The sequence below is a fragment of the Parasphingomonas halimpatiens genome (assembly GCF_036663795.1).
Lineage (GTDB): Bacteria > Pseudomonadota > Alphaproteobacteria > Sphingomonadales > Sphingomonadaceae > Sphingomonas.
Genome location: NZ_JAXOJP010000019.1, coordinates 64,066 through 87,939, shown reverse-complemented (window position 1 = coordinate 87,939; position 23,874 = coordinate 64,066). Strand labels below are relative to the sequence as shown.

Annotated in this window: 24 protein-coding genes and 1 pseudogene; 15 read left to right on the top strand and 10 right to left on the bottom strand. The window is 66.4% G+C overall.

Going from position 1 to position 23,874, the window contains the following annotated elements; genetic code table 11:
• A pseudogene (locus tag U1839_RS17740) lies at positions 1 to 117 on the top strand (IS5 family transposase); the annotation flags it as partial.
• Here U1839_RS17740 and U1839_RS17735 read toward each other — a convergent pair.
• A complete protein-coding gene (locus U1839_RS17735; RefSeq protein ID WP_332804918.1) occupies positions 114 to 368 on the bottom strand; it encodes a DUF6356 family protein in 255 nt (84 codons plus the stop codon). The pseudogene U1839_RS17740 and the gene U1839_RS17735 sit on opposite strands and share 4 nt — an antisense overlap.
• A 61-nt stretch (positions 369 to 429) precedes the next feature.
• Entirely contained in the window at positions 430 to 1,851 is a 1,422-nt protein-coding gene (locus U1839_RS17730; RefSeq protein WP_332804917.1) for a glutamate ligase domain-containing protein, read from the bottom strand.
• Between the two features lie 67 nt (positions 1,852 to 1,918).
• Here U1839_RS17730 and U1839_RS17725 point away from each other — a divergent pair, with 67 nt between their 5' ends.
• From U1839_RS17725 to U1839_RS17685, 9 genes are all read left to right on the top strand, one after another.
• Positions 1,919 to 2,737: an LD-carboxypeptidase gene (locus tag U1839_RS17725; RefSeq protein WP_332804916.1), complete on the top strand. Its 819-nt coding sequence runs from the start codon at positions 1,919 to 1,921 to the stop codon at positions 2,735 to 2,737.
• A 149-nt stretch (positions 2,738 to 2,886) separates the two neighbouring features.
• Positions 2,887 to 3,816, top strand: coding sequence for a right-handed parallel beta-helix repeat-containing protein (locus tag U1839_RS17720; RefSeq protein ID WP_332804915.1), 930 nt, complete (start codon positions 2,887 to 2,889; stop codon positions 3,814 to 3,816).
• A gap of 192 nt (positions 3,817 to 4,008) precedes the next feature.
• Positions 4,009 to 4,992, top strand: coding sequence for a right-handed parallel beta-helix repeat-containing protein (locus tag U1839_RS17715; protein WP_332804914.1), 984 nt, complete (start codon positions 4,009 to 4,011; stop codon positions 4,990 to 4,992).
• Positions 4,993 to 5,133: 141 nt separating this feature from the next.
• The gene (locus tag U1839_RS17710; RefSeq protein ID WP_332804913.1) at positions 5,134 to 5,529 is read left to right on the top strand and encodes a DUF2946 family protein; all 396 of its coding nucleotides are present in this window, start codon (positions 5,134 to 5,136) and stop codon (positions 5,527 to 5,529) included.
• Positions 5,530 to 5,739: 210 nt separating this feature from the next.
• Positions 5,740 to 8,067, top strand: a complete 2,328-nt coding sequence (locus U1839_RS17705) for a TonB-dependent receptor (protein ID WP_332804912.1) — start codon at positions 5,740 to 5,742, stop codon at positions 8,065 to 8,067.
• A gap of 267 nt (positions 8,068 to 8,334) precedes the next feature.
• The gene (locus U1839_RS17700; protein WP_332804911.1) at positions 8,335 to 9,069 is read left to right on the top strand and encodes an FkbM family methyltransferase; all 735 of its coding nucleotides are present in this window, start codon (positions 8,335 to 8,337) and stop codon (positions 9,067 to 9,069) included.
• A 106-nt stretch (positions 9,070 to 9,175) separates the two neighbouring features.
• Complete coding sequence (locus U1839_RS17695) at positions 9,176 to 9,640, top strand: carboxymuconolactone decarboxylase family protein (RefSeq protein ID WP_332804910.1); 465 nt, start codon at positions 9,176 to 9,178, stop codon at positions 9,638 to 9,640.
• Positions 9,627 to 10,523: a sigma-70 family RNA polymerase sigma factor gene (locus tag U1839_RS17690; protein WP_332804909.1), complete on the top strand. Its 897-nt coding sequence runs from the start codon at positions 9,627 to 9,629 to the stop codon at positions 10,521 to 10,523. Before U1839_RS17695 ends, U1839_RS17690 begins: the two co-directional genes overlap by 14 nt.
• The gene (locus tag U1839_RS17685) at positions 10,523 to 10,921 is read left to right on the top strand and encodes a hypothetical protein (protein ID WP_332804908.1); all 399 of its coding nucleotides are present in this window, start codon (positions 10,523 to 10,525) and stop codon (positions 10,919 to 10,921) included. Before U1839_RS17690 ends, U1839_RS17685 begins: the two co-directional genes overlap by 1 nt.
• 9 nt (positions 10,922 to 10,930) lie before the next feature.
• Here the strand turns inward: U1839_RS17685 and U1839_RS17680 are convergent, their stop codons facing one another.
• Complete coding sequence (locus U1839_RS17680; protein WP_332804907.1) at positions 10,931 to 12,115, bottom strand: cation:proton antiporter; 1,185 nt, start codon at positions 12,113 to 12,115, stop codon at positions 10,931 to 10,933.
• 248 nt (positions 12,116 to 12,363) lie between these two features.
• Between U1839_RS17680 and U1839_RS17675 the strand changes: the two genes are divergently transcribed.
• The 4 genes from U1839_RS17675 to U1839_RS17660 all read left to right on the top strand — a co-directional run bounded on the left by U1839_RS17675 (position 12,364) and on the right by U1839_RS17660 (position 15,279).
• Entirely contained in the window at positions 12,364 to 12,651 is a 288-nt protein-coding gene (locus U1839_RS17675; RefSeq protein WP_332804906.1) for a co-chaperone GroES, read from the top strand.
• 131 nt (positions 12,652 to 12,782) lie between these two features.
• Positions 12,783 to 14,378 (top strand): chaperonin GroEL, encoded by a 1,596-nt coding sequence (gene groL, locus U1839_RS17670; RefSeq protein ID WP_332804905.1) that lies wholly within the window; start codon positions 12,783 to 12,785, stop codon positions 14,376 to 14,378.
• 47 nt (positions 14,379 to 14,425) lie between these two features.
• A complete protein-coding gene (locus tag U1839_RS17665) occupies positions 14,426 to 14,635 on the top strand; it encodes a hypothetical protein (protein WP_332804904.1) in 210 nt (69 codons plus the stop codon).
• A 353-nt stretch (positions 14,636 to 14,988) separates the two neighbouring features.
• Positions 14,989 to 15,279: a hypothetical protein gene (locus tag U1839_RS17660; protein WP_332804903.1), complete on the top strand. Its 291-nt coding sequence runs from the start codon at positions 14,989 to 14,991 to the stop codon at positions 15,277 to 15,279.
• 87 nt (positions 15,280 to 15,366) lie between these two features.
• Here U1839_RS17660 and U1839_RS17655 read toward each other — a convergent pair whose 3' ends face one another.
• Together U1839_RS17655 and U1839_RS17650 are read right to left on the bottom strand one after the other, a co-directional pair.
• Positions 15,367 to 16,542 carry a S41 family peptidase gene (locus tag U1839_RS17655; RefSeq protein ID WP_332804902.1) on the bottom strand — a complete coding sequence of 392 codons (1,176 nt, stop codon included), beginning with the start codon at positions 16,540 to 16,542 and terminating at the stop codon, positions 15,367 to 15,369.
• A gap of 61 nt (positions 16,543 to 16,603) precedes the next feature.
• A complete protein-coding gene (locus U1839_RS17650; RefSeq protein WP_332804901.1) occupies positions 16,604 to 17,410 on the bottom strand; it encodes an AraC family transcriptional regulator in 807 nt (268 codons plus the stop codon).
• Between the two features lie 101 nt (positions 17,411 to 17,511).
• Between U1839_RS17650 and U1839_RS17645 the strand changes: the two genes are divergently transcribed.
• Entirely contained in the window at positions 17,512 to 18,099 is a 588-nt protein-coding gene (locus U1839_RS17645) for a GNAT family N-acetyltransferase (protein WP_332804900.1), read from the top strand.
• A 21-nt stretch (positions 18,100 to 18,120) separates the two neighbouring features.
• Here the strand turns inward: U1839_RS17645 and U1839_RS17640 are convergent, their stop codons facing one another.
• From U1839_RS17640 to U1839_RS17620, 5 genes are all read right to left on the bottom strand, one after another.
• Complete coding sequence (locus U1839_RS17640) at positions 18,121 to 18,873, bottom strand: hypothetical protein (RefSeq protein ID WP_332804899.1); 753 nt, start codon at positions 18,871 to 18,873, stop codon at positions 18,121 to 18,123.
• Positions 18,874 to 19,036: 163 nt separating this feature from the next.
• Positions 19,037 to 20,524, bottom strand: coding sequence for a DUF4403 family protein (locus U1839_RS17635; protein WP_332804898.1), 1,488 nt, complete (start codon positions 20,522 to 20,524; stop codon positions 19,037 to 19,039).
• Positions 20,517 to 20,990 carry a hypothetical protein gene (locus U1839_RS17630; RefSeq protein WP_332804897.1) on the bottom strand — a complete coding sequence of 158 codons (474 nt, stop codon included), beginning with the start codon at positions 20,988 to 20,990 and terminating at the stop codon, positions 20,517 to 20,519. The genes U1839_RS17635 and U1839_RS17630 overlap by 8 nt, the downstream gene beginning before the upstream one ends.
• Positions 20,987 to 22,111 carry an AI-2E family transporter gene (locus U1839_RS17625; RefSeq protein ID WP_332804896.1) on the bottom strand — a complete coding sequence of 375 codons (1,125 nt, stop codon included), beginning with the start codon at positions 22,109 to 22,111 and terminating at the stop codon, positions 20,987 to 20,989. Before U1839_RS17625 ends, U1839_RS17630 begins: the two co-directional genes overlap by 4 nt.
• Before the next feature lie 127 nt (positions 22,112 to 22,238).
• Positions 22,239 to 23,873 (bottom strand): hypothetical protein, encoded by a 1,635-nt coding sequence (locus tag U1839_RS17620; RefSeq protein ID WP_332804895.1) that lies wholly within the window; start codon positions 23,871 to 23,873, stop codon positions 22,239 to 22,241.
• Position 23,874 lies beyond the last annotated feature (1 nt).

Sequence of the window (23,874 nt, the reverse complement as noted above, 5' to 3'; positions counted from 1 at the left end):
CTCAAAAACGCCCGGCGGCTCGCCACCCGATATGACAAAACCGCCGATAGCTATCTCGGCTTCATCCACCTCGTCTCAATCCGGCTGTGGATGCGCCAATTTGTCAACGCCTCCTAGATCACATATTCAACGGTGTTCATCTGCGTCTGCGCCGCGCGGGCGGCACTGCGCTTGAGCACCAGTTCGGCGTGTAGCGCCGCGACGGTGTCGCTGCCGGCGGTCTTGAACAGGAACGGGAGCACCGCATGCAGCGCGCAGCGCACGCCGCCCGAGACCATCTTCAACCCGAAGCGCGATGCCACGCCGAAATGCTCGGCATAGCTTTCGCCGACCGATGCGGGGTGGTCGAGGAACAGGCGGCGGAACATGGCGGTGAATCCCTTCGAGATATTCACGTAGGCGGCGCCGTCAGGCGTCACCGCCCTCCTATCACGCGTCGGCGATTTTGCCATCCTTCGCGGCGATCATCGCCAGCATGTCGCCGGCGAGCTGGCTGAGCGTGTCGTCGCGCGCGCCCATCACGACGATGCGATCGCCCGGCTGCGCGATCGTGGCGAGATGCGCGGCGGCGGCGGCGCGATCGGCGATGTGATGCGCCGCGGCACCCGCCGCCGCCACGTCGTCGACAATGTCGGCGCTGGTGACATCGCGCGCGACCGTGCCCCCCTGATAGACCGGATCGGCCAGCACCAGCACGTCCTCGCTGCCCATCCTCGTCGCGAAGGTCGCGACCAACTCGCGCCGCATCATCTTGAGCGGGCCATAGCCATGCGGCTGAAACAACAACAACAGCCGACCGGGAAAGGCGTGGAGCGTGTCGAGCGTGGCGCCGATCTTGTCGGGATTATGCCCGAAATCGTCGATTACCGAGACGCCCGCCGCCTCGCCGACCAGTTCCATGCGTCGGCGCAAGCCGACGAAACCACCGATCGCCTTCGCCGCATCGTCGAGCGCGATCCCCGCCGCGCGCGCCGCGCCGATCGCGGCCAGCGCGTTGGCGACATTGTGCCGCCCGGGCACCTGCAGCTTGACGTGCGCGGTACCGCCGCCGCGCTCGGTCAGCGCGAAATCGACGCCGAACGGTCGCTCGGCGAGATTGCTGGCGACCAGATCCGCTTCGCCTTCGATCGAGACGCTGGTCACCCGGTCGCCCGGTAGCGTCATCGCCAGCGCCGCGCCATCGGCATTGTCGATGTTGATCACCGCCGTCTCGGCCTTGGCGATGAACGCGCCGAACAGCGCGCGCAATTCCTCGAGCGACTTGTGATCGAGGCTGACATTGTTGAGCACCGCGATCTTCGGCGCGTAGCCGGCGATCGAGCCGTCGCTCTCATCGACCTCGCTGACGAAGGGGAGGCCACGCCCGACCAGCGCGCTGGCATAGGGCGTGTCGTCGCCGACGAAATTCTTCATCACCGCGCCGTTCATCACCGTTGGGTCCTGCCCGAGGATGTGGAGGATCCAGCCGATCATGCCCGTCACGGTCGATTTGCCCGAGGTTCCGGCCACGCCGATCGGCAGGGCGCCGGCGTTGAACAGCGAGGCGAGCAGCGCGGCGCGCGTCATGCGCTCGGCACCAACCCGCTCGGCCGCGACGATGTCGGGCACGCTCGCCTCCACCGCCGCCGACGCCACCACGATCTGGTCGGCCGAAACGATCCCGCTGCCATCCTGCGCGAACAGCGCGACGCCCTTGGCGCGCAAATCGTCGAACTTGCGCGGCAGCCGTCCCTGGTCGAGCGTGCGATCCGATCCCGCAACCTCCGCGCCGCGCCCGGCGAGGATCATTGCCAGCGGCATCATGCCGGAACCGCCGATGCCGACGAAGAAGTAGGGTTTGCCGTCCACCATCCGCCCGCGCTATCGCCTGGGCCGGTGAGGGGCAAGCGCTCCGGCAACGATGCGAAGGACGGAACGGGTGAAGATCGGGGTATGCGCGCCGGCCAATCGGCTCGATACGGGTACTGCCGCCAAGGCCGAGGCGTTCGTCGCGCTGACCCTGCCGATGGTCGAGCTCGTCATCCACCCGCAATGTTTTCTCGATGACGGCAGCCATTTCGCCGGCCCCGACGACGCCCGCGCCGCCGCCTTTGTCGAGTTGGCCAACGATCCATCGATCGACGCGATCTGGTTCGCGCGTGGCGGCTACGGGTCGAATCGCATCCTCCACACCGTGCTCCCACAGCTCAACGCCGCGGCGCGCGGCAAGAGCTATGTCGGCTATTCCGACATGGGCTTCCTGCTCGGCGCGCTTTACGCCGCGCGGATCGGCCACCCGGTGCACGGGCCGATGCTGATCGACCTCAACCGCAAGGGCGGCGACATCACGGTGACGCGCTCGCTCGACTGGCTCGTGCGCAAGGACCGCGCCGGGCTCGAACCGAGCCTCGACGGCCGACCGACCGCGGCGTTCAACCTTGCCATTCTCGCGTCGCTGATCGGTACGCCCTACATGCCCGATCTGACCGATCATGTGCTGATGATCGAGGAAGTGTCGGAGCCGCTCTACCGCGTCGACCGCATGCTCTTCACCATGGCGCACGCGACGCAGTTGAAGGGTGTCGCCGGCATCCGGCTCGGACGGGTCGTCGACATCAAGCCCAACACGCCGGCCTGGTCGGGCACGCCCGCCGAGATGATCGTGCGCTGGTGCGGCGAGATGGGCGTGCCCTATCTCGGTGCGGCTGACATCGCGCATGACGCCGGCAACAAGGTCGTGCCGTTCGGAATCGGCTGACCATTAGGATCGATACGTAGCCGTACCTATCGCAACCTTCTCGATTTCCGCCACCCTATAATGAGGTGGTTGGGTTCAAACGAGAAGGTTCCATGCAAAAAATCAACCATATAGCGAAATTTCTGCCGGCGCTTTTCGTTTTCGGCCTGGTGTGCAGCCCCGCAGCATCGGCCCAGACTACCCGGACCTGGGTGTCGGGCAGCGGCGATGACAGCAACGACTGCAGCCGTGCCACGCCCTGCCTCACCTTCGCCGGCGCCATCGCCAAGACCGATGCGGGTGGCGAAATCGACTGTCTCGATCCGGCCGGCTACGGCGCCGTCACGATCACCAAGTCGATCGCACTGATCTGCGACAATATCCAGCAGGCCGGCGTTCTGGTTTCGGGAAGCGACGGGATCGTCATCAACGTTTCCGCTGGCACCTATGTCACGCTGAGCGGCTTGTATATCGACGGGCTCGGCAGCACGGGCAGCCCGGGTACCAACGGCGTCAAGGTTCTGCAGGGCGGCAACATCACGCTGCGCAACATGACGATCAGCGGCTTTCGCAACGGCTTCGGCGTGAATTTCGTCAATCAGCAAACCGGCAAGCTGATCATGGACAATGTGTCGATCATCGAGAGCGGCATTTCCAGCAACCTTCTGTCCGGAGGGGTTCAGGTCAAGCCGGGGGCGGGCATCGTCGCCAATGTCACGATCAACAACAGTCGCTTGCTCAATAACGAAAATGTCGGGCTGCGCCTCGACACCGTCGGTAGCGTCGGCTCGGTCATCAATGCCACGGTCAGTGGCAGCACCTTCGCCGGCAACACCAACGGCGTCCTGATAAAGTCGCCGACATCGACCGGTACCGTCAAGTTGATGGTCGACCATGCGGTTGTCACCAACAACAGCAATACGGGACTCTTCACGAACGGCGCCGGATCGACCATGCGTGTCGGCAACAGCCTCGTTACCAACAACCTCATCGGCGTCCAGGCCATCCAGAATGCCGTGCTCTCGAGCTATGGCAACAATCTGATCGATGGTAACGTCACCGACGGCACCTTCACCACTGCGGCGATACCGACCAAATAAGCGCTCGCGCGACGCGGTAAAACAAGAACCCCGGCCGGAAGCGGTCGGGGTTCTTTCATCTCGGGCAAGCCACCGGGGGGGCGACAAGCTCGTGCCGTTCGGGCACGGATTGATGCGGCGCGGGGCGCGTCGCTTCCTTCCTAACCACTATGGTTTAGATTATGCTAACTCCCGTTGAAACGGGAGGGTTAAATGACGGCATTCAAGCGTATCGCGCTGATTTTTAGTACCTTTTTCGCGGCTGGGCTATTCTTTGCCGCACCCGCTTCGGCGCAGGCGACTCGGACCTGGATCTCGGGCGTCGGCGACGACGTCAATCCCTGCAGCCGCACCGCGCCGTGCAAGACCTTTGGCGGCGCGATCGCCAAGACGGCGGCCGGCGGCGAGATCAACTGCCTCGATCCGGGCGGCTTCGGCAGCCTGACCATCACCAAATCGATCGCGATCATCTGCGATAACAATCCGCAGGCGGGCGTGCTGGTGGCGGCGACCAATGCCATCATCATCAACGTTCCGGCCGGCACCTATGTGACGATCAGCGGTCTTTATGTCGACGGCCTCGGCAGCACCGGCGTCGCCGGCGTCAACGGCATCTACGTTCTGCAGGGCGGCAACGTCACGCTGCGCAACATGACGATCAGCGGTTTCCGTAACGGTTATGGCGTCAACTTCGTCAACACTGCGACCGGCAAGCTGATCATCGACAACGTCTCGATCATCGAGGGCGGCGTCGTCAGCGATACGCTGACCGGGGGCGTTCTGGTCCAGCCCGCAGCGGGCATCTCCGCCGATGTAACGATCGTCAACAGCCGCTTGCTCAACAACCAGAATATCGGCCTGCGGCTCGATACGGTGAACATCGTCGGGTCGGTGATCAATGCCACGGTCGACAACACGACCATCGCGGGCAACACCAACGGCATTCTGCTCAAGTCGCCGCCATCGACCGGTACGATCAAGCTGATCCTCGATCATTCGGTGGTCTCGAACAGCAGCAGCTTTGGCTTGATCGTCAACGGCACCGGATCAACGGCGCGTGTCGGCAACAGCCTGATCAGCAACAACCTCACGGGCGTCGCGGCGCTCCAGAGCGGCAGCCTGCTCAGCTATGGCAGCAACCAGCTCGACGGCAACGGCACCGATGGTGCGTTTACGTCGCTGATTCCGAACAAGTAACGGCGCGGCGACGCGGGCCCGCCGGCAAGGTTCGCGAAATCCAAAAGCCCCGGTCGGAGACGGCCGGGGCTTTTTTCGTCCGTCGCGCGCGCCGGTCATGACATGGCGGATCGCAGCCGCTACGGCGCGCTTATGCGGGGTATGCGACATCTCTTCCGCCGGCACGCGCGCCTGGCCTGGCTGATGGTGACGCTTGCCCTGGCCATGAAGGTGCTCGTCCCGGCCGGCTTCATGCCGGTGTTTGGCGCGAAGGGCGTGGCGATCGTGATCTGCTCGGGCAGCGGCCCGATGACGGCGACCATGGCGATGCCCGGCATGGCCACCCCAGGCGGCGACCACGACGCGCCGGGCAAGCATGAAGCGCCCTGCGCCTTTGCCGGCCTCGCCGCGCCAGGTCTCGGCGGCGCCGATATCATCCAGCTGGCGATCGCGCTCGCCGCGATCGTCGCGTTCGGCGTGCTGTTTACGCCGATCGCGCGGCGGCCGATTTGGGCCTTTCTACGCCCTCCCTTGCGCGGACCACCCGCACTGCGCTGACGAGGTGGGGTGTCGCGTCATCACGCGCCGCCATGATCCGACAATCTGGATCCAACAGGTGGCGGGATCCATCGAGTGACGAGCATGTCGCCCGCGTCCTGCCGTTGGTGATTGCCTGTCACCGGCCACCTCGTTCCCACCTTCGTGCGGCCGCTTCGCCGGCCGACCAGCTGACGCGCGGCCATATGCCGCCCTGAACGAGTAACTTTCATGACCGATATCGCCTGCCTGCGCGCTTCCGCGTCGGCCTTCGCCCTGTTTGTCGCCCTGGCTCCCATCGCCGCCCGCGCCGAGGACGCGCCGGCGCCTGCGCAGGACGTCCTTGTCGTCGCGCAGAAACAGACCCAGTCGATCGAGAACGCACCGACGAGCCGCGCCACCGTAACGGCCGATCACATCGCCGACACCGTCAACGCGGTCACTGTCGAGGACACGCTCAAATATCTCCCCAGCCTCGTCGTCCGTAAGCGCAATCTCGGCGACACCCAGGCGCCGCTGGCGACGCGTACTTCGGGGCTAGGCGCCAGTGCGCGCAGCCTGATCTACGCCGATGGCGCCTTGCTCTCCTCGCTGATCGGCAACAACAACACATCGGCCAGCCCGCGCTGGGGCATGGTCAGCCCGGAGGAAATCGCGCGGATCGATATACTCTACGGCCCCTTCTCGGCGGCCTATGCCGGCAATGCGATCGGCGCGGTGGTCAACATCACCACGCGCCTGCCCGACAAGCTGGAGGGCACGCTCAGCGCCGGCGCCAACGTCCAGCCCTTAGACCAATATGGCACGCATCGCACGCTGCCCGCCCATCAGCTCTCCGCCACGCTCGGCGATCGCTTCGGCCCGCTCGCGCTGTTCGCCAGCGTCACGCATACGATCAGCGACAGCCAGCCGATCGGCTATGCCACCGGCACGCGTGGCGCGCTCGCCGGCGCGCCGGCGATTCCGACGAATGGCGGCTATGACGATGTCAACCGCGCCAACCAGGCGATCCGCATCTTCGGCGCCATCTCGCTGCAACATGCGGTGCAGGACAATATCAAGGTCAAGGCGGCGCTCGACCTCTCCTCGTCGCTGCGGCTGACCTATGTCGGCGGCCTGTTCCTCAACGCGGTCGATTCGACCGTCGAGAGCTATCTGACGGATACGACGACGGGGTTGCCGATCTACGTTTCGCCGACCAGCCCGACCGCACGGCAGATCGACAGTGCCGGCGATGGCTATACTATCGCGGCAAGCGTTTTCAGCGGCAGCGTCTATCGCTTCGACGAACGACACTGGTCGCATGCGCTGTCGGTGACCGGTCATGGCGGGCGCTTCGACTGGCAGGTCGTCGGCACGATCTACAGCTTCGGCAAGGACGTTCAGCGCACCGCGACCGATCCGCTGCCCACCGCCTTCGCCGGCGGCGCGGGCAGCATTACCCGGCTCGATGGCACCGGGTGGAAGACCCTCGATGCCAAGGGTGCCTGGCGCGCCGATAATGCCAATACGGTCAACGCCGGGGCGCATTGGGATCGCTATGTCGTGAACAGCAACCGCTACGCGACGAGCGACTGGATCCGCGGGAGCGAGGGTGCCCTCAACCAGGCGTCGCGCGGCAAGACCCAGACGACCGCCTTATGGGCGCAGGATGAGATCCGCCTCGCCGAACCGCTGACGCTGACGCTTGGCGGCCGCTACGAATGGTGGCGCGGGTTCGACGGGTTCAACTTCTCCACGTCGCCGCTGCTGTCGCCGGTCAACCCGGTCTATCAGCCTTCGCGCACCGCAACGGGCTTCTCGCCCAAGGCCTCGCTCGCCTGGACGCCGGCAGCCGGTTGGACTGCGCGCCTGTCCTTCGGCAAGGCCTATCGCTTCCCGACCGCGGGCGAACTCTACCAGGCGGTCACGACCGGCGCGATCCAGCAGATCGCCAATCCCGATCTCAAACCCGAACGCGCTCTGTCGGGGGAACTGGCGATCGAGCGGCGCGACGCGCACGGCAATATCCGCCTGTCGCTGTTCAACGAATCGATCGAGGATGCGCTGATCTCGCAGAGCGGCCCGCTGAACGGCACATCGACCATCGCTACCTTCGTCCAGAATGTCGATCGCACCCGCGCGCGCGGCGTCGAGCTGGCGTTCAACCGCAACGACATCGCCAGCACCCATATCGATGTCTCGGGCAGCGTCACCTATGCCGACGCGACCACCCGCAGCGACGCTGCCTTTCCGGCGGCGGTCGGCAAGGTGCTGCCGTCGGTGCCGCACTGGAAGGCGAGCGCCGTCGTCACCTGGCGCCCGACCGATGCCATCGCGCTGACCGCCGCCGCGCGCTACGCCAGCCGCAACTATGCCACGCTCGACAACAGCGACATCGTCGGCAACACCTATCAAGGCTTCTACAAATATCTTGTCGTCGACCTGCGCGCCGCGTTCAAGGTCACCGACCATTACCGCTTCGCGATCGGCGTCGATAATGTGAACAACGACAAATATTTCCTGTTCCATCCCTTCCCGCAGCGGAGCTTCCACGCCGATCTGACGGTGAAGCTGTGAGCGTCCATCTTCCCGACTCGCGCTGACCGGCACGCGCTCTTTGTGGCGCCGCAGGTCGAAGGCTCCTTCGATCGGCGCTACGACCAAATCATGCGGGCCGATCCCCGGCATCGCCCGGCGCGGGTCGCTTGACCGCAGTCGGGCGCTGCTCGAAAGCTGCCGCCGCACACTTTCTTCATCATCTTTCGCCGCGAGGGTGAGGAAAGGGCGGACCGGCAGCGTCATGGCATTGCCAATGGCGGAGAACGCCATCGAAGAGAGGCGTCAATGAAACAGCGCGTGCGGCAACTTGTTACCCTGATCCACCGTGCGCTGCGCGCACACCGGCATGGCGTTGCCTTTGTCGGGACATCCCGCACGCGCCTGCCCGAGAGCTTGCGCTTCGGTGGCCAGGCCCGCGCGATGCGTTTCCCCGACGATCCGTTGCTCGTCGCCGATTTCGCCAATGTCGTTCTCGACGACGATTATGGCTTGCGCCGGATCACCCGCGCGCTGCGGACGATCGTCGATATCGGCGCCAATGTCGGGTTGTTCACAAGTTTCGCGCGCGAGCGTTTTCCCGCTGCGGAAATCCATGCCTATGAACCGTCACCGGGCACCGCGGCCTATGCGCGGCACAATGTTGCGCACCCGCTGACCAGCGTCTTCGAGGAGGGCGTGGCGGCTGTCGAAGGGCGCGCCGAGATGATCGAATATGGCGGTTCCAACATTGCCCGCACCGAACCAAAGGCCGACGGCGCGATCACGCTGACGGGGTTCGCCACGGTGCTTGCTCGCGCCGGCGGTCACATCGACCTGCTCAAGGTCGATTGCGAGGGAGCCGAGTGGGATTTCATGCGCGATCCGGCGCTGTTCGCGACCGTCGATCACATCCGCATGGAATATCATCTGATCGACGGCCGCACGGTCGACGACGTGCGACAACTCGCGACCGATCTCGGATTTCGCGTCACGCGCCTCGTTGCCAACCAGGGCTTCGGGATCGTCTGGATGGACCGCTAACGCCATTCGTAAGCGCGCCGTGCAATAAATTTACCCGGCATGTCACAATCGCCGTCGCCGCCTCGTCATGTCATCGAGCGTGCATGGTGCACGCAGGAGACACGACATGACCCCCCGATTGCCCAACGCCGCCATGCTCGCCCCGCGCGGCCTGCAGGCGATGATGGCGCTCGAAGCCAGCTTCAAGCACGGCACCCTCGAACTCGCGCTGATGGAACTGGTGCGGATGCGCGCGTCGCAGATCAACCACTGCGCCTTCTGCCTGCACATGCACGCCACCGACGCGCGCGCGGCGGGCGAGAGCGAGATGCGGCTCTATCTGCTGGAAGCGTGGCGCGAGTCGCCACTCTACACCGCGCGCGAGCGCGCCGCGCTCGGCTGGACCGAAGCGCTGACGCTACTGCCCCAGACCGGCGCACCCGACGCCGATTATGAGGCACTCGCCGCCTGCTTCGACCCGGCGGAGCAGGTCGAGCTGACCTTGCTGATCGGCGCGATCAACAGCTGGAATCGTCTGCAGGTGGGCTTTCGCGCCGCACATCCGGTAGAAAAGCGCGATGTTGCAGCCTGACTCCGCGACGGAGGTGTTCGAGACGCAGCGGCCGCGGCTGCTGCGGCTCGGCTACCGCATGCTCGGCTCGCTGTCCGAAGCCGAGGATGTCGTGCAGGACGCATGGCTGCGCTGGTCGGCGGTCGGCGCGCAGGTCGACGTGCCCGCTGCCTATCTCACCCGTGTCGTCAGCCGGCTGTGCCTCGACCGGATGAAGTCGGCACGGCACCGGCGCGAGAGTTATGTCGGTGCCTGGCTGCCGGAGCCGCTGCTCGACGATAGCGACGCCACGTCTTCCGACGATCTCACCCTGACGCTGATGATCGCGCTCGAACGCCTCTCGCCGCTCGAGCGCGCCGCCTTCCTGCTCCACGACATCTTCGGCGTGGCGATGGACGATGTCGCGACCACGCTCGGCCGCGATGCCGCCGCGGTGCGCCAGCTCGCGGTCCGCGCGCGGCGCCACGTCCGCGAGGCGCGCCCGCGTTTCCCCGTCGCGCAGGCCGAGGCCGATCGCATTGCCCAGGCCTTCTTCGTCGCCGCGCGCGACGGCGATGCCGAAGGGCTGCGCGCGATGCTCGCCGAGCATGTCGTGATCCATTCCGACGGCGGCGGCCGCGTCATCGCCTTCCGCAACCCGATCCGCGGCGTCGAGCGCGTGCTGCGCCTGTTCGCCGGGCTGCGACGCAAGCCGAGCTATCGCCCGGTGATGCTGCGCGCGCTACACATCGACGGCTTGCCCGGTTATGCCAGCGTCGACCGCGGCGGCGTGTTCCAGACCACCGCGCTGGAGATCGCCGACGGCCGGATCGTGGCGCTCTACATCGTGCGCAATCCCGACAAGCTGCGTCATATCGCCGGCGTGATGGCCGATGAAGGCCTGCTGCCGGGCGGGGCAGGGTGATGCGCGTCGTCAAGCTCGCCGCCTTGCTGCTCGGCCTGTTCCTGCTCGGCAACGGTCTCGTCATGCTCGTCGATCCGCAACGTTGGTACGTTGCCGTGCCCGGTGTGACCAGGACGGGTCCGTTCAACCAGCATTTCCTGCGCGATATCGGGCTGGTCTATGTGATGATCGGCGCTGGCTTTCTCGCCGGCGTCCGCCTGCCGCGCGAGCGCCCGCTGCTCTGGGCGGCCGCGACCCTGTGGCTGGCAGGCCATGCGCTGTTCCATGTATGGGAAGTGGCGGTCGGCATCTGCGGCAGCGCGGCCTTGTGGATAGACTTTCCGGGTGTCACCGCGCCCGCGCTGTTGGGTGCGGCGCTGACCGCGCACGCCTGGTGCACCCGGCGTCGCGCCGGATAGCGCCGCGCGTCAGTGGGCGCCGCGCCGCAGCAGCGGCGTCACCACCGGGATCGTCAGCATCGTGCTGCCGATCGCCATCAGCAGCAGCGCGGTGAAGGTTTCGCTGCTGATCACCGCACGGTCGAGCAGGATATTGGCGAAGATAATCATGATCAGCGCCTTGGTTTGCACCAGCCAGCCGATGATCCGCGCCTCGCCCTTCGCCCAGTTGAGCAAGCGGCCGGCAAGATGCATCCCGGCGAGCTTGCCGCTCACTGACGCGACGAGCAGCAGCGCTGCCACGGCGAACACCTCGGCCCCGCCCACGCCCCAGCTGGTCTTCAGCCCCGTGCTGAGGAAGAACACCGGCATGATCGCCAGCAGGATATGGTCGCGGAACGCGTCCATGCGCGCCTCATCGAACCATTTCTTGTCGAGCACCGCCCCGGCAACGAACGCGCCGACCATGAAGTGCAACCCCGACCAGTCGGCGGCGAAGCCGCACGCCGCCAGCCAGATCAGCCCGACATACCAGCGATCCCGCTCGCCAATGCCGCGCATCGTGCGGCGGATCGCCCATGCCGCGATCGCGAACAATATCAGGAAGGCCAGCTGTCGCCCGACGCGCTGCCAGTCGAGCAGGATCAGCGCCAGCACGCCCCAGATCGCGATATCGTCGAGGCTGGCATAACGCAGGATGCGTTGGCCCAGCGGCTGGCGCAAAATGCCGAGCTTGTCGAGAAACAGGACCAGGATCGGCAGGGCGGTAACGGCGCACGACATGCCGATGCCGAGCAGGACCTGCCAGTAATTGCCCTTCGCGCCGATCCAGCCCGGCCAGCGCAGGATCACCGCCGCCGCCGCCATGCCGAACAGCAGTGGCACGAGCAACGCCAGCCCTGCCGTGACACCGGTCTCGCGCCGCCGCAGCCACGCCTCGCCAAGATCGAGTTCGATTCCCGCGACGAACACGAACAGCATCACCGCCCACCATGCGATGCCGTTCAGCGCGCCGATCACCGGGGGGCTGAAGATGAAGGCGTAATAAGCGGGGAAGGCCGCGCCGAGCACGCCTGGGCCCAACAGGATCCCGCCGATGATCTGCACCACGACCAGCGGGGCATAATAGTCGGTCCGACCGAGCCGCCAGACGAGATAGGGCAGCGCGAAGATCAGCAGCATCGCGATGAGGAAGATCTCGGTCGTGTTGGTCATGGCGGAGAGCTAGCGAATTGCCGTGCCGCCGCGCAAGGTGTTGGCGCCGAACGCCGGCGCACGCCGCACGCACTGAGCCCATTTTAGGTCGCGTTCGTGCCTCCGCCCTTGCCCCGCGCGGCATTAACGCCCACATGGGGCATGCTGGCACTCGCGCTCCGTGAGTGCCAATTCGCAAATGGCTGCGCTGGCGCCGGTTGTGAGAGCGACGATTGCGTCGCGGTCCAGCAAGCGAACGGCCCCCCTCCATGACATTCCGCCCCCTGCACGATCGCGTGCTCGTCCGTCGCATCGAAGCCGCCACCAAGAGCGCCGGCGGCATCATCATCCCCGACACCGCCCAGGAAAAGCCGCAGGAAGGCGAAGTCGTCTCGACCGGTTCCGGCACGCGCAGCGAGGACGGCACGCTCGTCGCGCTCGACGTCAAGGCCGGCGACAAGATCCTGTTCGGCAAATGGTCGGGCAGCGAGGTCAAGATCGGCGGCGAAGACCTGCTGATCATGAAGGAGTCGGACATTCTCGGGATCGTCGGCTGATCTAGTTTGCACAACCTCCCGTTCGCCCTGAGCTTGTCGAAGGGCCGTTCTTGTCTGAACGCGGGCGGAAAGAAGGGCAGGGCTTCGACAAGCTCAGCCCGAACGGTATTTTCCAAAAAGGAACCGCCAAGATGGCAGCCAAAGACGTAAAATTCGGCCGCGACGCGCGTGAGCGCATCATGAGCGGCGTCGACATCATTGCCGACGCGGTCAAGGTCACGCTCGGCCCCAAGGGTCGCAACGTCGTGCTCGACAAGGGCTATGGCGCGCCGCGTATCACCAAGGACGGCGTCACCGTCGCCAAGGAAATCGAGCTCAAGGACAAGTTCGAGAATATGGGCGCGCAGATGCTCCGCGCGGTCGCCTCGCGCACCCAGGATCATGCCGGTGACGGCACCACCACCGCCACCGTGCTCGCCCAGGCGATCGTTCGCGAAGGCATGAAGTCGGTCTCGGCCGGCGTCAGTCCGATGGACCTCAAGCGCGGCATCGATCTCGCCGTGACCAAGGTCGTCGAGGCGCTCGTCGCGCGCTCGCGCCCGGTGTCGAACAACGCCGAAATCGCCCAGGTCGGGATCATCTCGGCCAATGGCGACGAGGAAATCGGCAACATGATCGCCGAGGCGATGGAGAAGGTCGGCAAGGAAGGCGTGATCTCGATCGAGGACGCGCAGGGCATGGAGTTCGAGCTCGAAGTCGTCGACGGCATGCAGTTCGACCGTGGCTATTTGTCGCCCTATTTCGTCACCAACACCGAGAAGATGACGGTCGAGCTGCTCGATCCGTACATCCTGATCCATGAGAAGAAGCTGTCCGATCTCCAGGCGCTGCTGCCGGTGCTCGAGGCGGTGATGAAGTCGGGGCGTCCGCTGCTGATCATCGCCGAGGACGTCGAGGGCGACACGCTCGCCACGCTCGTCGTCAACAAGATGCGTGGCGGCCTCAAGGTCGCCGCCGTCAAGGCGCCGGGGTTCGGCGATCGCCGCAAGGCGATGCTCGAGGACATCGCGATCGTCACCAAGGCGGAGCTGATTTCCGAGGATCTCGGCATCAAGCTCGACAGTGTCACGCTGGAGATGCTCGGCACCGCCAAGCGCGTGCTGATCGAAAGGGACGACACGACCATCGTCGATGGCGCCGGTTCGTCCGAGGCGATCAAGGCGCGCATCGCCGCGATCAAGGCGCAGATCGAGATCACCACCAGCGACTATGACAAGGAGAAGCTCCAGGAGCGCCTTGCCAAGCTCGCCGGCGGCGTCGCGATCATCCGCGTCGGCGCCTCGACCGAGGTCGAGATGCGCGAGCGCAAGGATCGCGTCGACGATGCGCTCCACGCCACACGCGCGGCGGTCGAGGAAGGCATTCTTCCCGGCGGCGGCACCGCCTTGCTCTACGCCTCGCTGTCGCTCGCCGACCTGAAGGGCGCGAACGACGACCAGACGCGCGGCATCGACATCGTGCGCAAGGCGCTCCAGGCACCGTTGCGCCAGATCGCCGAGAATGCCGGGCATGACGGCGGCGTCGTCGCCGGCCGCCTGCTCGACGGCAACGATCCCGCGATGGGCTTCAACGCGCAGACCGAGAAGTTCGAAAATCTCGTCGAGGCCGGCGTGATCGATCCGACCCTGGTCGTGCGCTCGGGGCTGCAGGATGCGGCTTCGGTCGCCGGCCTGCTGCTGACCACCGAAGCGGCGATCGCCGACGCATCCGAGGACCAGCCGGCGTAATTACGCCGCCTGTCCATCATCTGCCCGACCTGTCTCAGGAGAATATAATGTCGCGAGTTCCCGTCCGCCCCTTCCTCGTAACTAAGGATGAGGAGGGCGTGTTCCGCGTCACCGTCCGCACCACGCGGTATAACTCGCAAGGTTATCCGCTGGTGTCGGCCGAGATCCTGACCGACGCTTTCCGCACCCAGACCGCTGCCAAGGCCTTCGTCAAGGCCGAATACCGCGCCGAACCCGGCGACATCGCGACGAAATAGCATCTGATCCTTCCCGTGCGGGGAAGGTCCAGCGCCCGCTAGCCGGGGTCGCCGCCGCGAGCGACTGTTGCGCGCCGGGCATAACGATCCCGGCAGCGTGCGATGTCGCCGCGCGCCATTCCGATCGCCCGGCTTGCTGTGCGGGTACCGCTTCAAACAGTTCCGAAGGTCGGCGGCCCGTGCCAGACATCGGCGTCATCCGCCGAAGATTGGCGGGAAATGGCGGGGCGGTCGGGCGCCTGCACTGATCTCTGCAGCGCAACTGCGTGTGTTATGTATATGGCACACTTTTCGCATGGCGTGGCGGGCAGTCGCGGCGCCGATCCGGGCCCGGATTTGCCCGGAGATACGCTGTGACCATCATCGCCCGCCTGACTGCCTGCCTGATCGCCGCCACCACGATCGCCACCGTCGCATCGCCCACGATGGCGTCTCCGCGGCGAAGCGCGACCACGACCACCTACCGCGTCACCTATGAAGGCGACCGTGACGTCTATTGCATCAGGTTCTTCGCCGATGCCGAGGCCGCAGACCCACGCCCGGGCCGTCCCGGAGTCACCTGTCGCTCGCGTTCGGCATGGGCGAAACAGGGCGTCCAGATCAGCGACCCGCATTTCGACATCGCGCAGTCTGTCCGCTCATAGGCGCCTGCTTTCAGGATTTCCCGGACGCGCTCGAGCCTCGGCACACGCGAACCTGCGGGCGGCAGTCGGCCGGGTCAGGGGGAGCCGCTATCCGACACAGCGTCGCAGCACCACCTTCTCGCGCGGTTGCCCGGTTATCGTGTAGAGCCGCTCGGCCGGAAACTTCAACCGCAGCCGGCTGTGCGTCAGGTCGAAATCATAGACCGCGCCCTTCAGCCGGGCCATCGCCGTGCCGCACACCGGCTTGCCCAGCGCGGCGAAGCCGATCGCCAGCCCTTCGCCGAGGCTCCCGGTCCAGCGCCCGACGCGCACGCTGACCGGGCCGGGATGATATTTGCCCGCGCGCGGCAGCACCTGCTCGATCCATTGCCGCGCGATTCCCGTCTCGCGCGCCTCGGCCGGCAAATTGTGCACCTGGTACGCCATCGGCCGCGTGACGAACCAGCCCATCACAGCGCGCGCGATGCTGGTCGTGCCGCCGCTCGGCGTGTCGGTCAGGTCGAGCGTCACGGCGGCGCGCGGCGCGATCTTCGCCATCGCCGCGTCGAACGCGGTGATGGTCGCGTCGTCGCCCAGCGCATTGTTGAACACGATCGTCACCGCGCCGTTCTTCCCCGGCATCACGCGCAACGGCGGCCGATCCACCTGTCCGACATAGAGGCTGGCGAGCGTCACGACACGCGCCTTCCCGTCGCGCGTCGCCAGCGTCCGGCCGCGGTCGCGCCGCCCTGCCGCCAGCACGCGCGCGGCGAACGGCGCGCGCTCGCCGACCGGCGCCAGCCCGAGCCGATCCCAGAACGCCGCCACCGCGCGGTCGATGACCACGCCGTCCACCGCGACCAGCCGTTCGCCGGCGACGATCCCGGCACGCGCCGCCGGCGTGTCCGGCTTCACCGCGTCGATGATGTAAGCGTCGCCGCGCTTGACGACCCACAGATCGGCATAGCTCGGCACGATCGCCCAATCGTCCTTGAACGAGCTGCCGGTCATGGCGTGATGATCGGCCAGCGCGGTGACCATGTCCTCGGCATAGCGCAGCAGCGAATCGCGGTCGTGCACCGCGTCGCGCTCGGCGGTCAGCATCGGCGATGTCGGCACCGCGCCGCCGGGCAGGTCGTCGAGATACGCATAATTGGCCGCGATCAGCGCGGCGATCTCGCCCGCGTCGGCGCGATAATCCGTCGCCGACATACTGTCCGGCGCCGCCGCACCGCTAGCGCTGCTCGCCAGCACCGCCATCATTATCGCCCCAATGTAACGCATGCCGCACTCCCGCTCTTGCTGCCGGCGCGTCTAGCCGCGCCGCAGCGGCAAGGATTGAACGCTATTGCTGTGCGTAACGCCCCGGCGAGGCGCCGACGATGCGCTGGAACTGCCGCGTCAGATGGCTCTGGTCGGCATAGCCCACCGCCGCCGCGACATCGGCGATCTCGCCGCCCTCGCGCAACATGCGCCGCGCTGCGATCACCCGGCGCTGGTTGCGATAGGCGAGGGGGCTGAATCCCGTCGCCGCGCGAAAACTGTGCGCGAGATGAAATACGCTCAGCCCGGCGACCGCCGCGAGCGCGGCGAGGCTGAAACCCTCGGCGAAATGCCGGTCGATATGGTCGCGCGCCCGCGCGATCGCCGCAGCGCTACCCGCCGCCGGCGGTGCGACGGCGCCATCGCTGGCCAGCGCGTCGATCAGCGCGAGCAGCGCGCTCTGCTGCTCCAGCGGGCCGCTGCCGTCCGCGCACAGCATCTCATGCGTCGCCGCCACCTGTGCCGCGAGCCGCGCGTCGCGCGCCACCGGGCCCGCAAAAGCGAGCGGCCGGCCATCGCGCAGATAGGGTGCGATGCTCTCTTCGGGCAGGTAGAAGACGCGGTAGCGCAGCGTCGCGTCGCCGATGCACCGATTGGCATGCGGCTCGCCCGGGTGCAGCCGCAACACGTCGCCGCGCGCGACGACATGGCCGACGCCGCCGACGCACAATTCCTCCGCGCCCGCCTCGACCGTGCCGACGACATATTCGGGGTGCAAATGCGTCGGAAAGGTGCGGCGGCGATAGGCGACCGACACCAGTTCCACCCCCGGCAGGTGGCGCGGCCGCACAAAGGCTGCCCGATCCTTCGCGATAACGTCGGCGCTCATGACCACTGGCCGCTAGCACAGCCCGGTCTGGCCGGGGAGTGGCGGGCCCGGCGAACCGCGTAACAATACCGATACCGGCACGGTCGCGCGCGGTGCACGGCATGGTCCTGCCGCGACGCGGCACAGACGAAAAGGCGACCGACATGAAGCTCGATGAGATTTCCCGCCCCGACGCGGCGACCGGGACGACCGAACTCACCACGCGCAGCGGCTATGTCTGCCACGTCCGCCCGGTCCGGGTCGGCGACGAGGCGGCGCTCGCCACCTTCTTCGCCGGCGTCTCGTCCGACGATTTGCGCTTCCGCTTCCTCAGCGGGATGAGCAAGGTGCCCGAGGCGCGCATCGCCGAGATGACGCATGTCGATCACGGCAAGACCGAGGACTTCGTCGTGTTCGAGGCCGATGGCGAGACGATCGTCGCAAATGCTCTGCTCGCCGCCGATGAGAAGCTCGACACTGCCGAGGTCGCGATCTCGATCCGCCATGACGTGCGCGGGCGCGGCATCGGCTGGGCGCTGCTCGACCATGTCGCGCGCCAGGCCAAGGCCAAGGGCATCCGCAAGCTCTGCTCGATCGAAAGCCACGAGAACCACGCCGCGATCGAGCTCGAACGCGAAATGGGCTTCACCGCCCGAACCTATGAGGGCGATCCGTCGCTGGTGCTGCTCGAGGCGACGCTGCGGGACTGAGCGCCGCTCATCGCGACGTCGCTACTTCACCACGCCGCGGATCAGGTCGAACTTGATCCGCACCCAGGCGCCGATCTGCGGCTTGCCGCCGATCCGTGGCGGCCGCACGCGGAATTGCCAGGCCGCGAGGCGCAGCATCCGCGACAGGCCCGAGCCCGGCGATTCGCCGATCGAGCGGCAATTCTCGACGCGGTTGCCGGGGATCGTCTTGCACGCCACCATGCCCCAGCCGGTCTCGACGCCCGCCGGCATATAGGTCACCATTTCGGCGCGGGTCGGCTCGCGCTCCCATTCGGCATTGAACAGCCGCTCGCCGCCCGGGCCTTCGCCGGGGCCGTACGCCGCGCCGCTGTCGCGACCGGTCGAGCGGCCATCGCCGGCATCGTTGCCGCTGGCCGATGCCATATGGCCGATATCGGCGGCGGCCATCTCGTCCTTGCTCAGCGGAATGAAGAGCGGCGTTTCGGGCTTGGGCTCGGGCGTCGCGGGCGTATCCTGCGTCGGCGACTTCGGCGCGGCACCCCCGCTGTCATGCTTGACCTTGGTCACCTTCGTCGCGCGCGACGCCGGGCGCGGCGCCGGCTTGGCCTCGGGCAGCACCTGGAAGGTGGCGAGCTTCTCGTCGCGCTTCTGGACCTCACGCTGATAATGGCCCAGCGTCAGCAGCGCTGCCACGACCAGCAGTTCGATCGCGATCGCCAGCACCATCGCCACGGCGCGGCCGCGCAACCGGTCGGGCAGCCGCTCTCGCAGGGAAGTTAGCGCAGCCCGCATCGTCGAACCGCCTAGCCCGCAATGCTGCAGTGCGAAAGACAAGACATGCGCGCAGATTTCATTGTCACGGCCCCTGTCATGCCGCGCGTGTCGGGGCGATGACGCGGGCATGAAAGCGGGCCGCGACCTTAATCGTGCCTGACCAAAGTTGTCGCGTCCGTGGCTAGGGCTGCCCCGCCAGCACGATCGACGCCGTCCCCTGGCCCCACACCGGCAGATACAGCCCCTGGCCCGCCGCCTTGAGCTGCCCGGTCCGCACATGCGTGATATGCGCGCGGATCAGCAGGTCGCCGAGCCTTTTCTCCGCGATCGCCTGCGCGACCTTGCCGAGCAGCCCGTCATAATCCTTGCTGAAATTCTGCGTCAGCGCATCGGCGATCGTATCCGACAGGCCAGGCGTATTGGCCAGCTTGATCAACAGCCCGGTGCGCACCGAATCGGTCACGCCGGCAACCGACAGCTCGGTGAACGACACACGCCGGCTGTCGACCGCGTTGATCGGCTTCGCCGTCAGCCACACCGTGCCGCGCGACGGCGTGCCGCCCGGCGTCGCCGCGCTGAATTCCAGCCCGACCGCAATCTTGCCACCCGCGGTGCCATAGATCGTCACCTTGCCGAACTGCGCAGTGACCGGCCCGATCCCCGGCACCGCGAACGGCCGCGCCGAACGTTTGGCCAGCGCCTTCGCCAGCACCGGCTCCAGCTCGCGATAATCGGCGATGACGGGAATCGCGAACAGGATCTCGCCCGGCGAGGTCGCGGTTCTTGATACCGCGGGCAGGGGCGTCGGCTTCGGATCGGCCGGCTGCGGCCCGACGAATGTCTCGGTCCCCGCCTTCATCCCCAGCCGCAGCGTCAGCGTCCGCCCGCTGACGGTGTAACCGCCATAGTTCAGCGTCTGCGGCGTGATCCGCATCCACACCGGCGGATTGGCCTCGTTGAGCTCGATCGAGGTGAAGGCCGAGGCCCAGGCATGCGCCACCTGCTCGCGAAAATGCAGCTTGGCGAGTTCGCGCGGCAGCGTGCGCTCGAGCCCCGCAATCACGCCCTTCAGCTTCGCATCGGCCTTGCCGGTGAATTCGATCCGCTGGCCGAGAAAGTCGATATGCGGCGCGTCGGTCCAGTCATAGGCGATCGCGATGCTGCCGCGCGGCGACCAGTCGGGCGCAACATCGAGCTTCACCACCACGCGGACATGCGCGTCGGCCGTGGCGGTCTCGCGCTTCAGGATGCCGCCGATATCCTCTGCGCTGACCACCGCATGCAGCGGCATCGTCACGAAGATATTCTGCCCCGACCCCGACAAAGCGAGCGGCCCGCGCGTCACGACGCCGACGATGCGGCAGGTGATCGTCGGCGTCTTGATCTTCGCGAACAGGATCTTGACCTGCTTCGACGCGACGCAGGTCTCGCCGGGCTGGTCGATTGCCCATAGCCGGCGCGGCACCGCGCGCTCGAGCGCGACGCGCAGCTGGTCGAGATCGGCCGTCACCGGCACGGTGATGATCGAGGTCTGCGGCGGCACCGCGATGACGTCGGTCGCGCGCGGCGGCGCCACGCGCGGCACGCGGTGGCACCCCGCGACGCCGAGACACGCCGCGCCGATCACCAGCAAGCGAACCATCGATCGCACCACGGTCAGGTCACTCATGCCCGTCCGCCGGCAGCAGCGACCGCGCCGTGCGATAGCAATCCTCGATATGCGCATTGCCCGCCAGCTTCATCGCCCCGAAGCTCACCGAGGCGGCAAAGGCCGATCCGATCAGCGGAATATAACGCGCCGCCGACGCCGACACGACGCGCACGCCGATCCGCCGCAAAAGCCCGATTGCGACCTTGCGCGTCACGAACCGCCCGATCACATTATTGCCCAGGCTCGCCGCGAACACGAACACCTTCTCGGCAATTTCGGGGTCGAGCTTCTCGACGCTGTCATGGTCGAGTTCGAACGCCTGGCTGATGCGCGGCAGCATGTTCGCCAACAGGCCGATGTCGGCGACCAGGTCGGCGCCGGGGATCGGCACCACCGTCGCCCCGGCCGCCGCCAGCGCGCGCCGCGTCACCATCCGCCGGCAGTCGCGCCGCACGCGGTCGAGCTCGGTCATCGTCGCGATCATCGCCGCACCACCCGGGCGCGGCGCGGGCGCAGGGCCGGTGCCGGCTCTGTCACCCATTCGCGGCACACCAGCAGCAGCGCGGCCATCACCACCGGCCCGACGAAAAGCCCGACCAGCCCCAGTGCCGCCAGCCCGCCAAAGGCGCCGATCATCGCCAGCAGGAAGGGCAGTTCGACCGCACTGCCGATCATCATCGGCTGCACGACATTGTCGCCGATCGTCATCACCACCACGGCAAAGGCGAACAGCAACGCGCCCGCCAGCACGCTGCCGCTGCCGATCAGGATCAGGCTGGCCAGCCCGAAGGCCGCCCATGCGCCGAACGGCACCAGCGCCAGCACGATCGTGAAGGTCGCGAACAGCAACGGCTGCGGCACCCCGGCCACGGCATAACCCAGCCCGATCAGCGCGCCTTCGCCGACCGACACCAGCAAGGTGCCGTTGACCGTCGCACGCACCGCGCCGGTCATCCGCAGCATGAAATCCTCGCCGAAATCGCCGAACATCCGCAGCGTCATAGCCTTGACCTGTGCCCCGATCCATTCGCCGCGCCCCAGCAACGTCGCCAGCACGACGAGCGTGATCAGGAACAGCGCCGATTCACGCGCAACCTCGCCGCCCACCGTCCGCGTCCAGCCGAGGATCGACGAGGCGCTCAGGCTGCCGAGCAGCATATTGGCGGCCTGCGGCGACGCGACATGCGCCTGCCACCACCCGCTCGCCCGCGCGCCGACCAGCGGCAGCCCGGCGAGCCACGGCGGCGCGGCGATGCCGAACTGCTGTGCATGCTTGAGCCAGTCGAGCGCGCCCTGGCTTTCCTCGGCCAGCGTCACCGCGGCGAGCGACAGCGGCAGGATCACCAGCAACGCCGTTGCGACGGTAAAGCCGACCGCGACCAGCCCGGGCCGGTCGGGCAGGCGCCGCAGCGCGCGGCGATAAAGCGGCCATTCGGCGATCGCCAGCACCGTCGCCCAGGCGATCGGCGTCAGGAACGGCAGCGCGATCCACAGCGCCAGCAGCATGATCGTCACGGTCAGCCACAGCTGCCGCGTCCGCACGCCCGCCGCCGCCACCGGCGCGGCACGAGCGGCGCGCGGCGCCTTGTTCGATTCCGTTACCATGTCGTCCCCCAGCACCAAGACCAGTCGGGCACATGAGCACCCGCCCTGCGGGCACTGCAAAAACCACTGTGTCGCGGCGGTGTTCCGTCAACATGGCTTGTCCGGCCATATCGCGCCGGGTATTGGATCAATGCGCGGTAGCGATGTCGGCGAGGCGGTCAATCACGCTCCGGAAATAAGCTGCTTTCCGGACGATCGGCGCATAGAGCGGTCTCGTTTCGCCGGACGCGCGTTCCGCCACGACGAGTCGATCATAAGTTTTCAGGTAAAGTTCGCCGATCTGGCGAAAGCGGCTGGGCGCCTCTGACGGAGGGACTAATGCTTCGGCGACTACGAGGTCGTTGAGCACTTCTTGCAGGTTCTGCGAGATGCTCATCGATCCACTGGTGTTGGGAGGCTGGCAAAGCGCTAAGCGCAATTTGGTGTCCGCGCGGGCTATGTAAAGCGCTGCCTTTGCGCTCGACTGGGCATCGTAGCGTCGCAAGCTCCAGTTGCCCTCGTTGTGCTTTTCCTTTGCGTCGATGAAGAGCAGAGCGGCGGAGAAACTGTCGAGCATATTGGTCGTAGCCCCGACATCGGCAGGGCAGCCTGCCACGTTTCTAACCGTCACAAGATCGAGTTGCGCGCGCCGATACCAATAATTGGCAGCCTCAATTTCGAATTCGTTATCGTCGCTGCAGGTCTTCGCAAAGTCTTTCAAATCGTCCCGGTCGCCGATGTCGCAAAGCTCCTCGCCATGCCGGTAACCTTCCCTGGCAGCGGTCTCGAACGCGGGCTGGAAGTGCGCGCGGAGCCGTGCATCCGCCCGGTATATTTCCAGTTCGTCGCCTGACAGCTGCGCGGTCGTCACGGCCATCGCCATGTCGGAATCATCCGCATCGGTCTGTCTCCGTCCGTCGATCTGCAGCCGAAGAACGTCGCCATCGCGTGCCTTGTCGTAAAACGCCAAGGTGCCCATCGCGCGCCATACGGCCTGTACTGCGACGAAATGTGAACGCGCCTGTTCAAGAAGGCGGGGTGATCCATAGAATTGCGCTGCACGGAGATATTGCGTGGCGAGAAAGCTCTCGTCCTTGTGCAGATCGACGAGCGCCAGCAAGCGCACGACCGCAGGGCGGAGGTAGAATTCCCGCATGGCGGTCTCAAGAGCGCCGTGCCCGCCGCGCTGGATCGTGCGACGCACCTTATCGATATCGGGCTGCACCGCCCGGCGCGCCGCCAACAACTTTGCGTCGAGGCCGGCAAGGCTCCCACCCGCGCCACCCATATGTTGCGCGAGAAAGGCGAGCGCGGCGGTCGTGCTCGCTTCGTCGCCAAAGGCCAGGTGCCAATCTATCAGTCCCGCTTCATCGAGCGAGAAGCGACCGCAACCGCCGCCGAGAAATGTCCGGCGATAGCTCTCCGGCACAGGTGCCGACGCGATGTTCGCGACATCTTCGCCATTGCCTGCCCATAAATGCTTGACCGTCACGCAGATTACCTCTTGCGGCTCGTCAAGCTTCTTCGCTGCGGCAGGCGTTGCGACCAGCACCAGCGCGATGAAAGCCAGGATGCCGCTGGCGACTCTCGGTACTTTCATAAACACGCTCCTGACGACGTTGTTAGTCGGGAAGAAATGAACAATCCGGAAAAAGCGAATAGCGGTTGGTTGTCGCAACACCATCGGGTTTGACGGCTCGCCTTGCGACGCGGCTTGCCTATATGGGAAGCACGCGGGCATAAGCCGCGCGGTTCCACCTGCCACAGAAAGTACCCGTTCCATC

Bases quoted from the DNA above. Each gene is read 5' to 3' on its own strand.
- U1839_RS17735 (WP_332804918.1), bottom strand. From the start codon at position 368: ATGTTCCGCCGCCTGTTCCTCGACCACCCCGCATCGGTCGGCGAAAGC.
- U1839_RS17730 (WP_332804917.1), bottom strand. From the start codon at position 1,851: ATGGTGGACGGCAAACCCTACTTCTTCGTCGGCATCGGCGGTTCCGGC.
- U1839_RS17715 (WP_332804914.1), top strand. From the start codon at position 4,009: ATGACGGCATTCAAGCGTATCGCGCTGATTTTTAGTACCTTTTTCGCG.
- U1839_RS17710 (WP_332804913.1), top strand. From the start codon at position 5,134: ATGCGACATCTCTTCCGCCGGCACGCGCGCCTGGCCTGGCTGATGGTG.
- U1839_RS17705 (WP_332804912.1), top strand. From the start codon at position 5,740: ATGACCGATATCGCCTGCCTGCGCGCTTCCGCGTCGGCCTTCGCCCTG.
- U1839_RS17700 (WP_332804911.1), top strand. From the start codon at position 8,335: ATGAAACAGCGCGTGCGGCAACTTGTTACCCTGATCCACCGTGCGCTG.
- U1839_RS17695 (WP_332804910.1), top strand. From the start codon at position 9,176: ATGACCCCCCGATTGCCCAACGCCGCCATGCTCGCCCCGCGCGGCCTG.
- U1839_RS17690 (WP_332804909.1), top strand. From the start codon at position 9,627: ATGTTGCAGCCTGACTCCGCGACGGAGGTGTTCGAGACGCAGCGGCCG.
- U1839_RS17685 (WP_332804908.1), top strand. From the start codon at position 10,523: ATGCGCGTCGTCAAGCTCGCCGCCTTGCTGCTCGGCCTGTTCCTGCTC.
- U1839_RS17680 (WP_332804907.1), bottom strand. From the start codon at position 12,115: ATGACCAACACGACCGAGATCTTCCTCATCGCGATGCTGCTGATCTTC.
- U1839_RS17675 (WP_332804906.1), top strand. From the start codon at position 12,364: ATGACATTCCGCCCCCTGCACGATCGCGTGCTCGTCCGTCGCATCGAA.
- groL (WP_332804905.1), top strand. From the start codon at position 12,783: ATGGCAGCCAAAGACGTAAAATTCGGCCGCGACGCGCGTGAGCGCATC.
- U1839_RS17665 (WP_332804904.1), top strand. From the start codon at position 14,426: ATGTCGCGAGTTCCCGTCCGCCCCTTCCTCGTAACTAAGGATGAGGAG.
- U1839_RS17655 (WP_332804902.1), bottom strand. From the start codon at position 16,542: ATGCGTTACATTGGGGCGATAATGATGGCGGTGCTGGCGAGCAGCGCT.
- U1839_RS17650 (WP_332804901.1), bottom strand. From the start codon at position 17,410: ATGAGCGCCGACGTTATCGCGAAGGATCGGGCAGCCTTTGTGCGGCCG.
- U1839_RS17645 (WP_332804900.1), top strand. From the start codon at position 17,512: ATGGTCCTGCCGCGACGCGGCACAGACGAAAAGGCGACCGACATGAAG.
- U1839_RS17640 (WP_332804899.1), bottom strand. From the start codon at position 18,873: ATGCGGGCTGCGCTAACTTCCCTGCGAGAGCGGCTGCCCGACCGGTTG.
- U1839_RS17635 (WP_332804898.1), bottom strand. From the start codon at position 20,524: ATGAGTGACCTGACCGTGGTGCGATCGATGGTTCGCTTGCTGGTGATC.
- U1839_RS17630 (WP_332804897.1), bottom strand. From the start codon at position 20,990: ATGATCGCGACGATGACCGAGCTCGACCGCGTGCGGCGCGACTGCCGG.
- U1839_RS17625 (WP_332804896.1), bottom strand. From the start codon at position 22,111: ATGGTAACGGAATCGAACAAGGCGCCGCGCGCCGCTCGTGCCGCGCCG.
- U1839_RS17620 (WP_332804895.1), bottom strand. From the start codon at position 23,873: ATGGAACGGGTACTTTCTGTGGCAGGTGGAACCGCGCGGCTTATGCCC.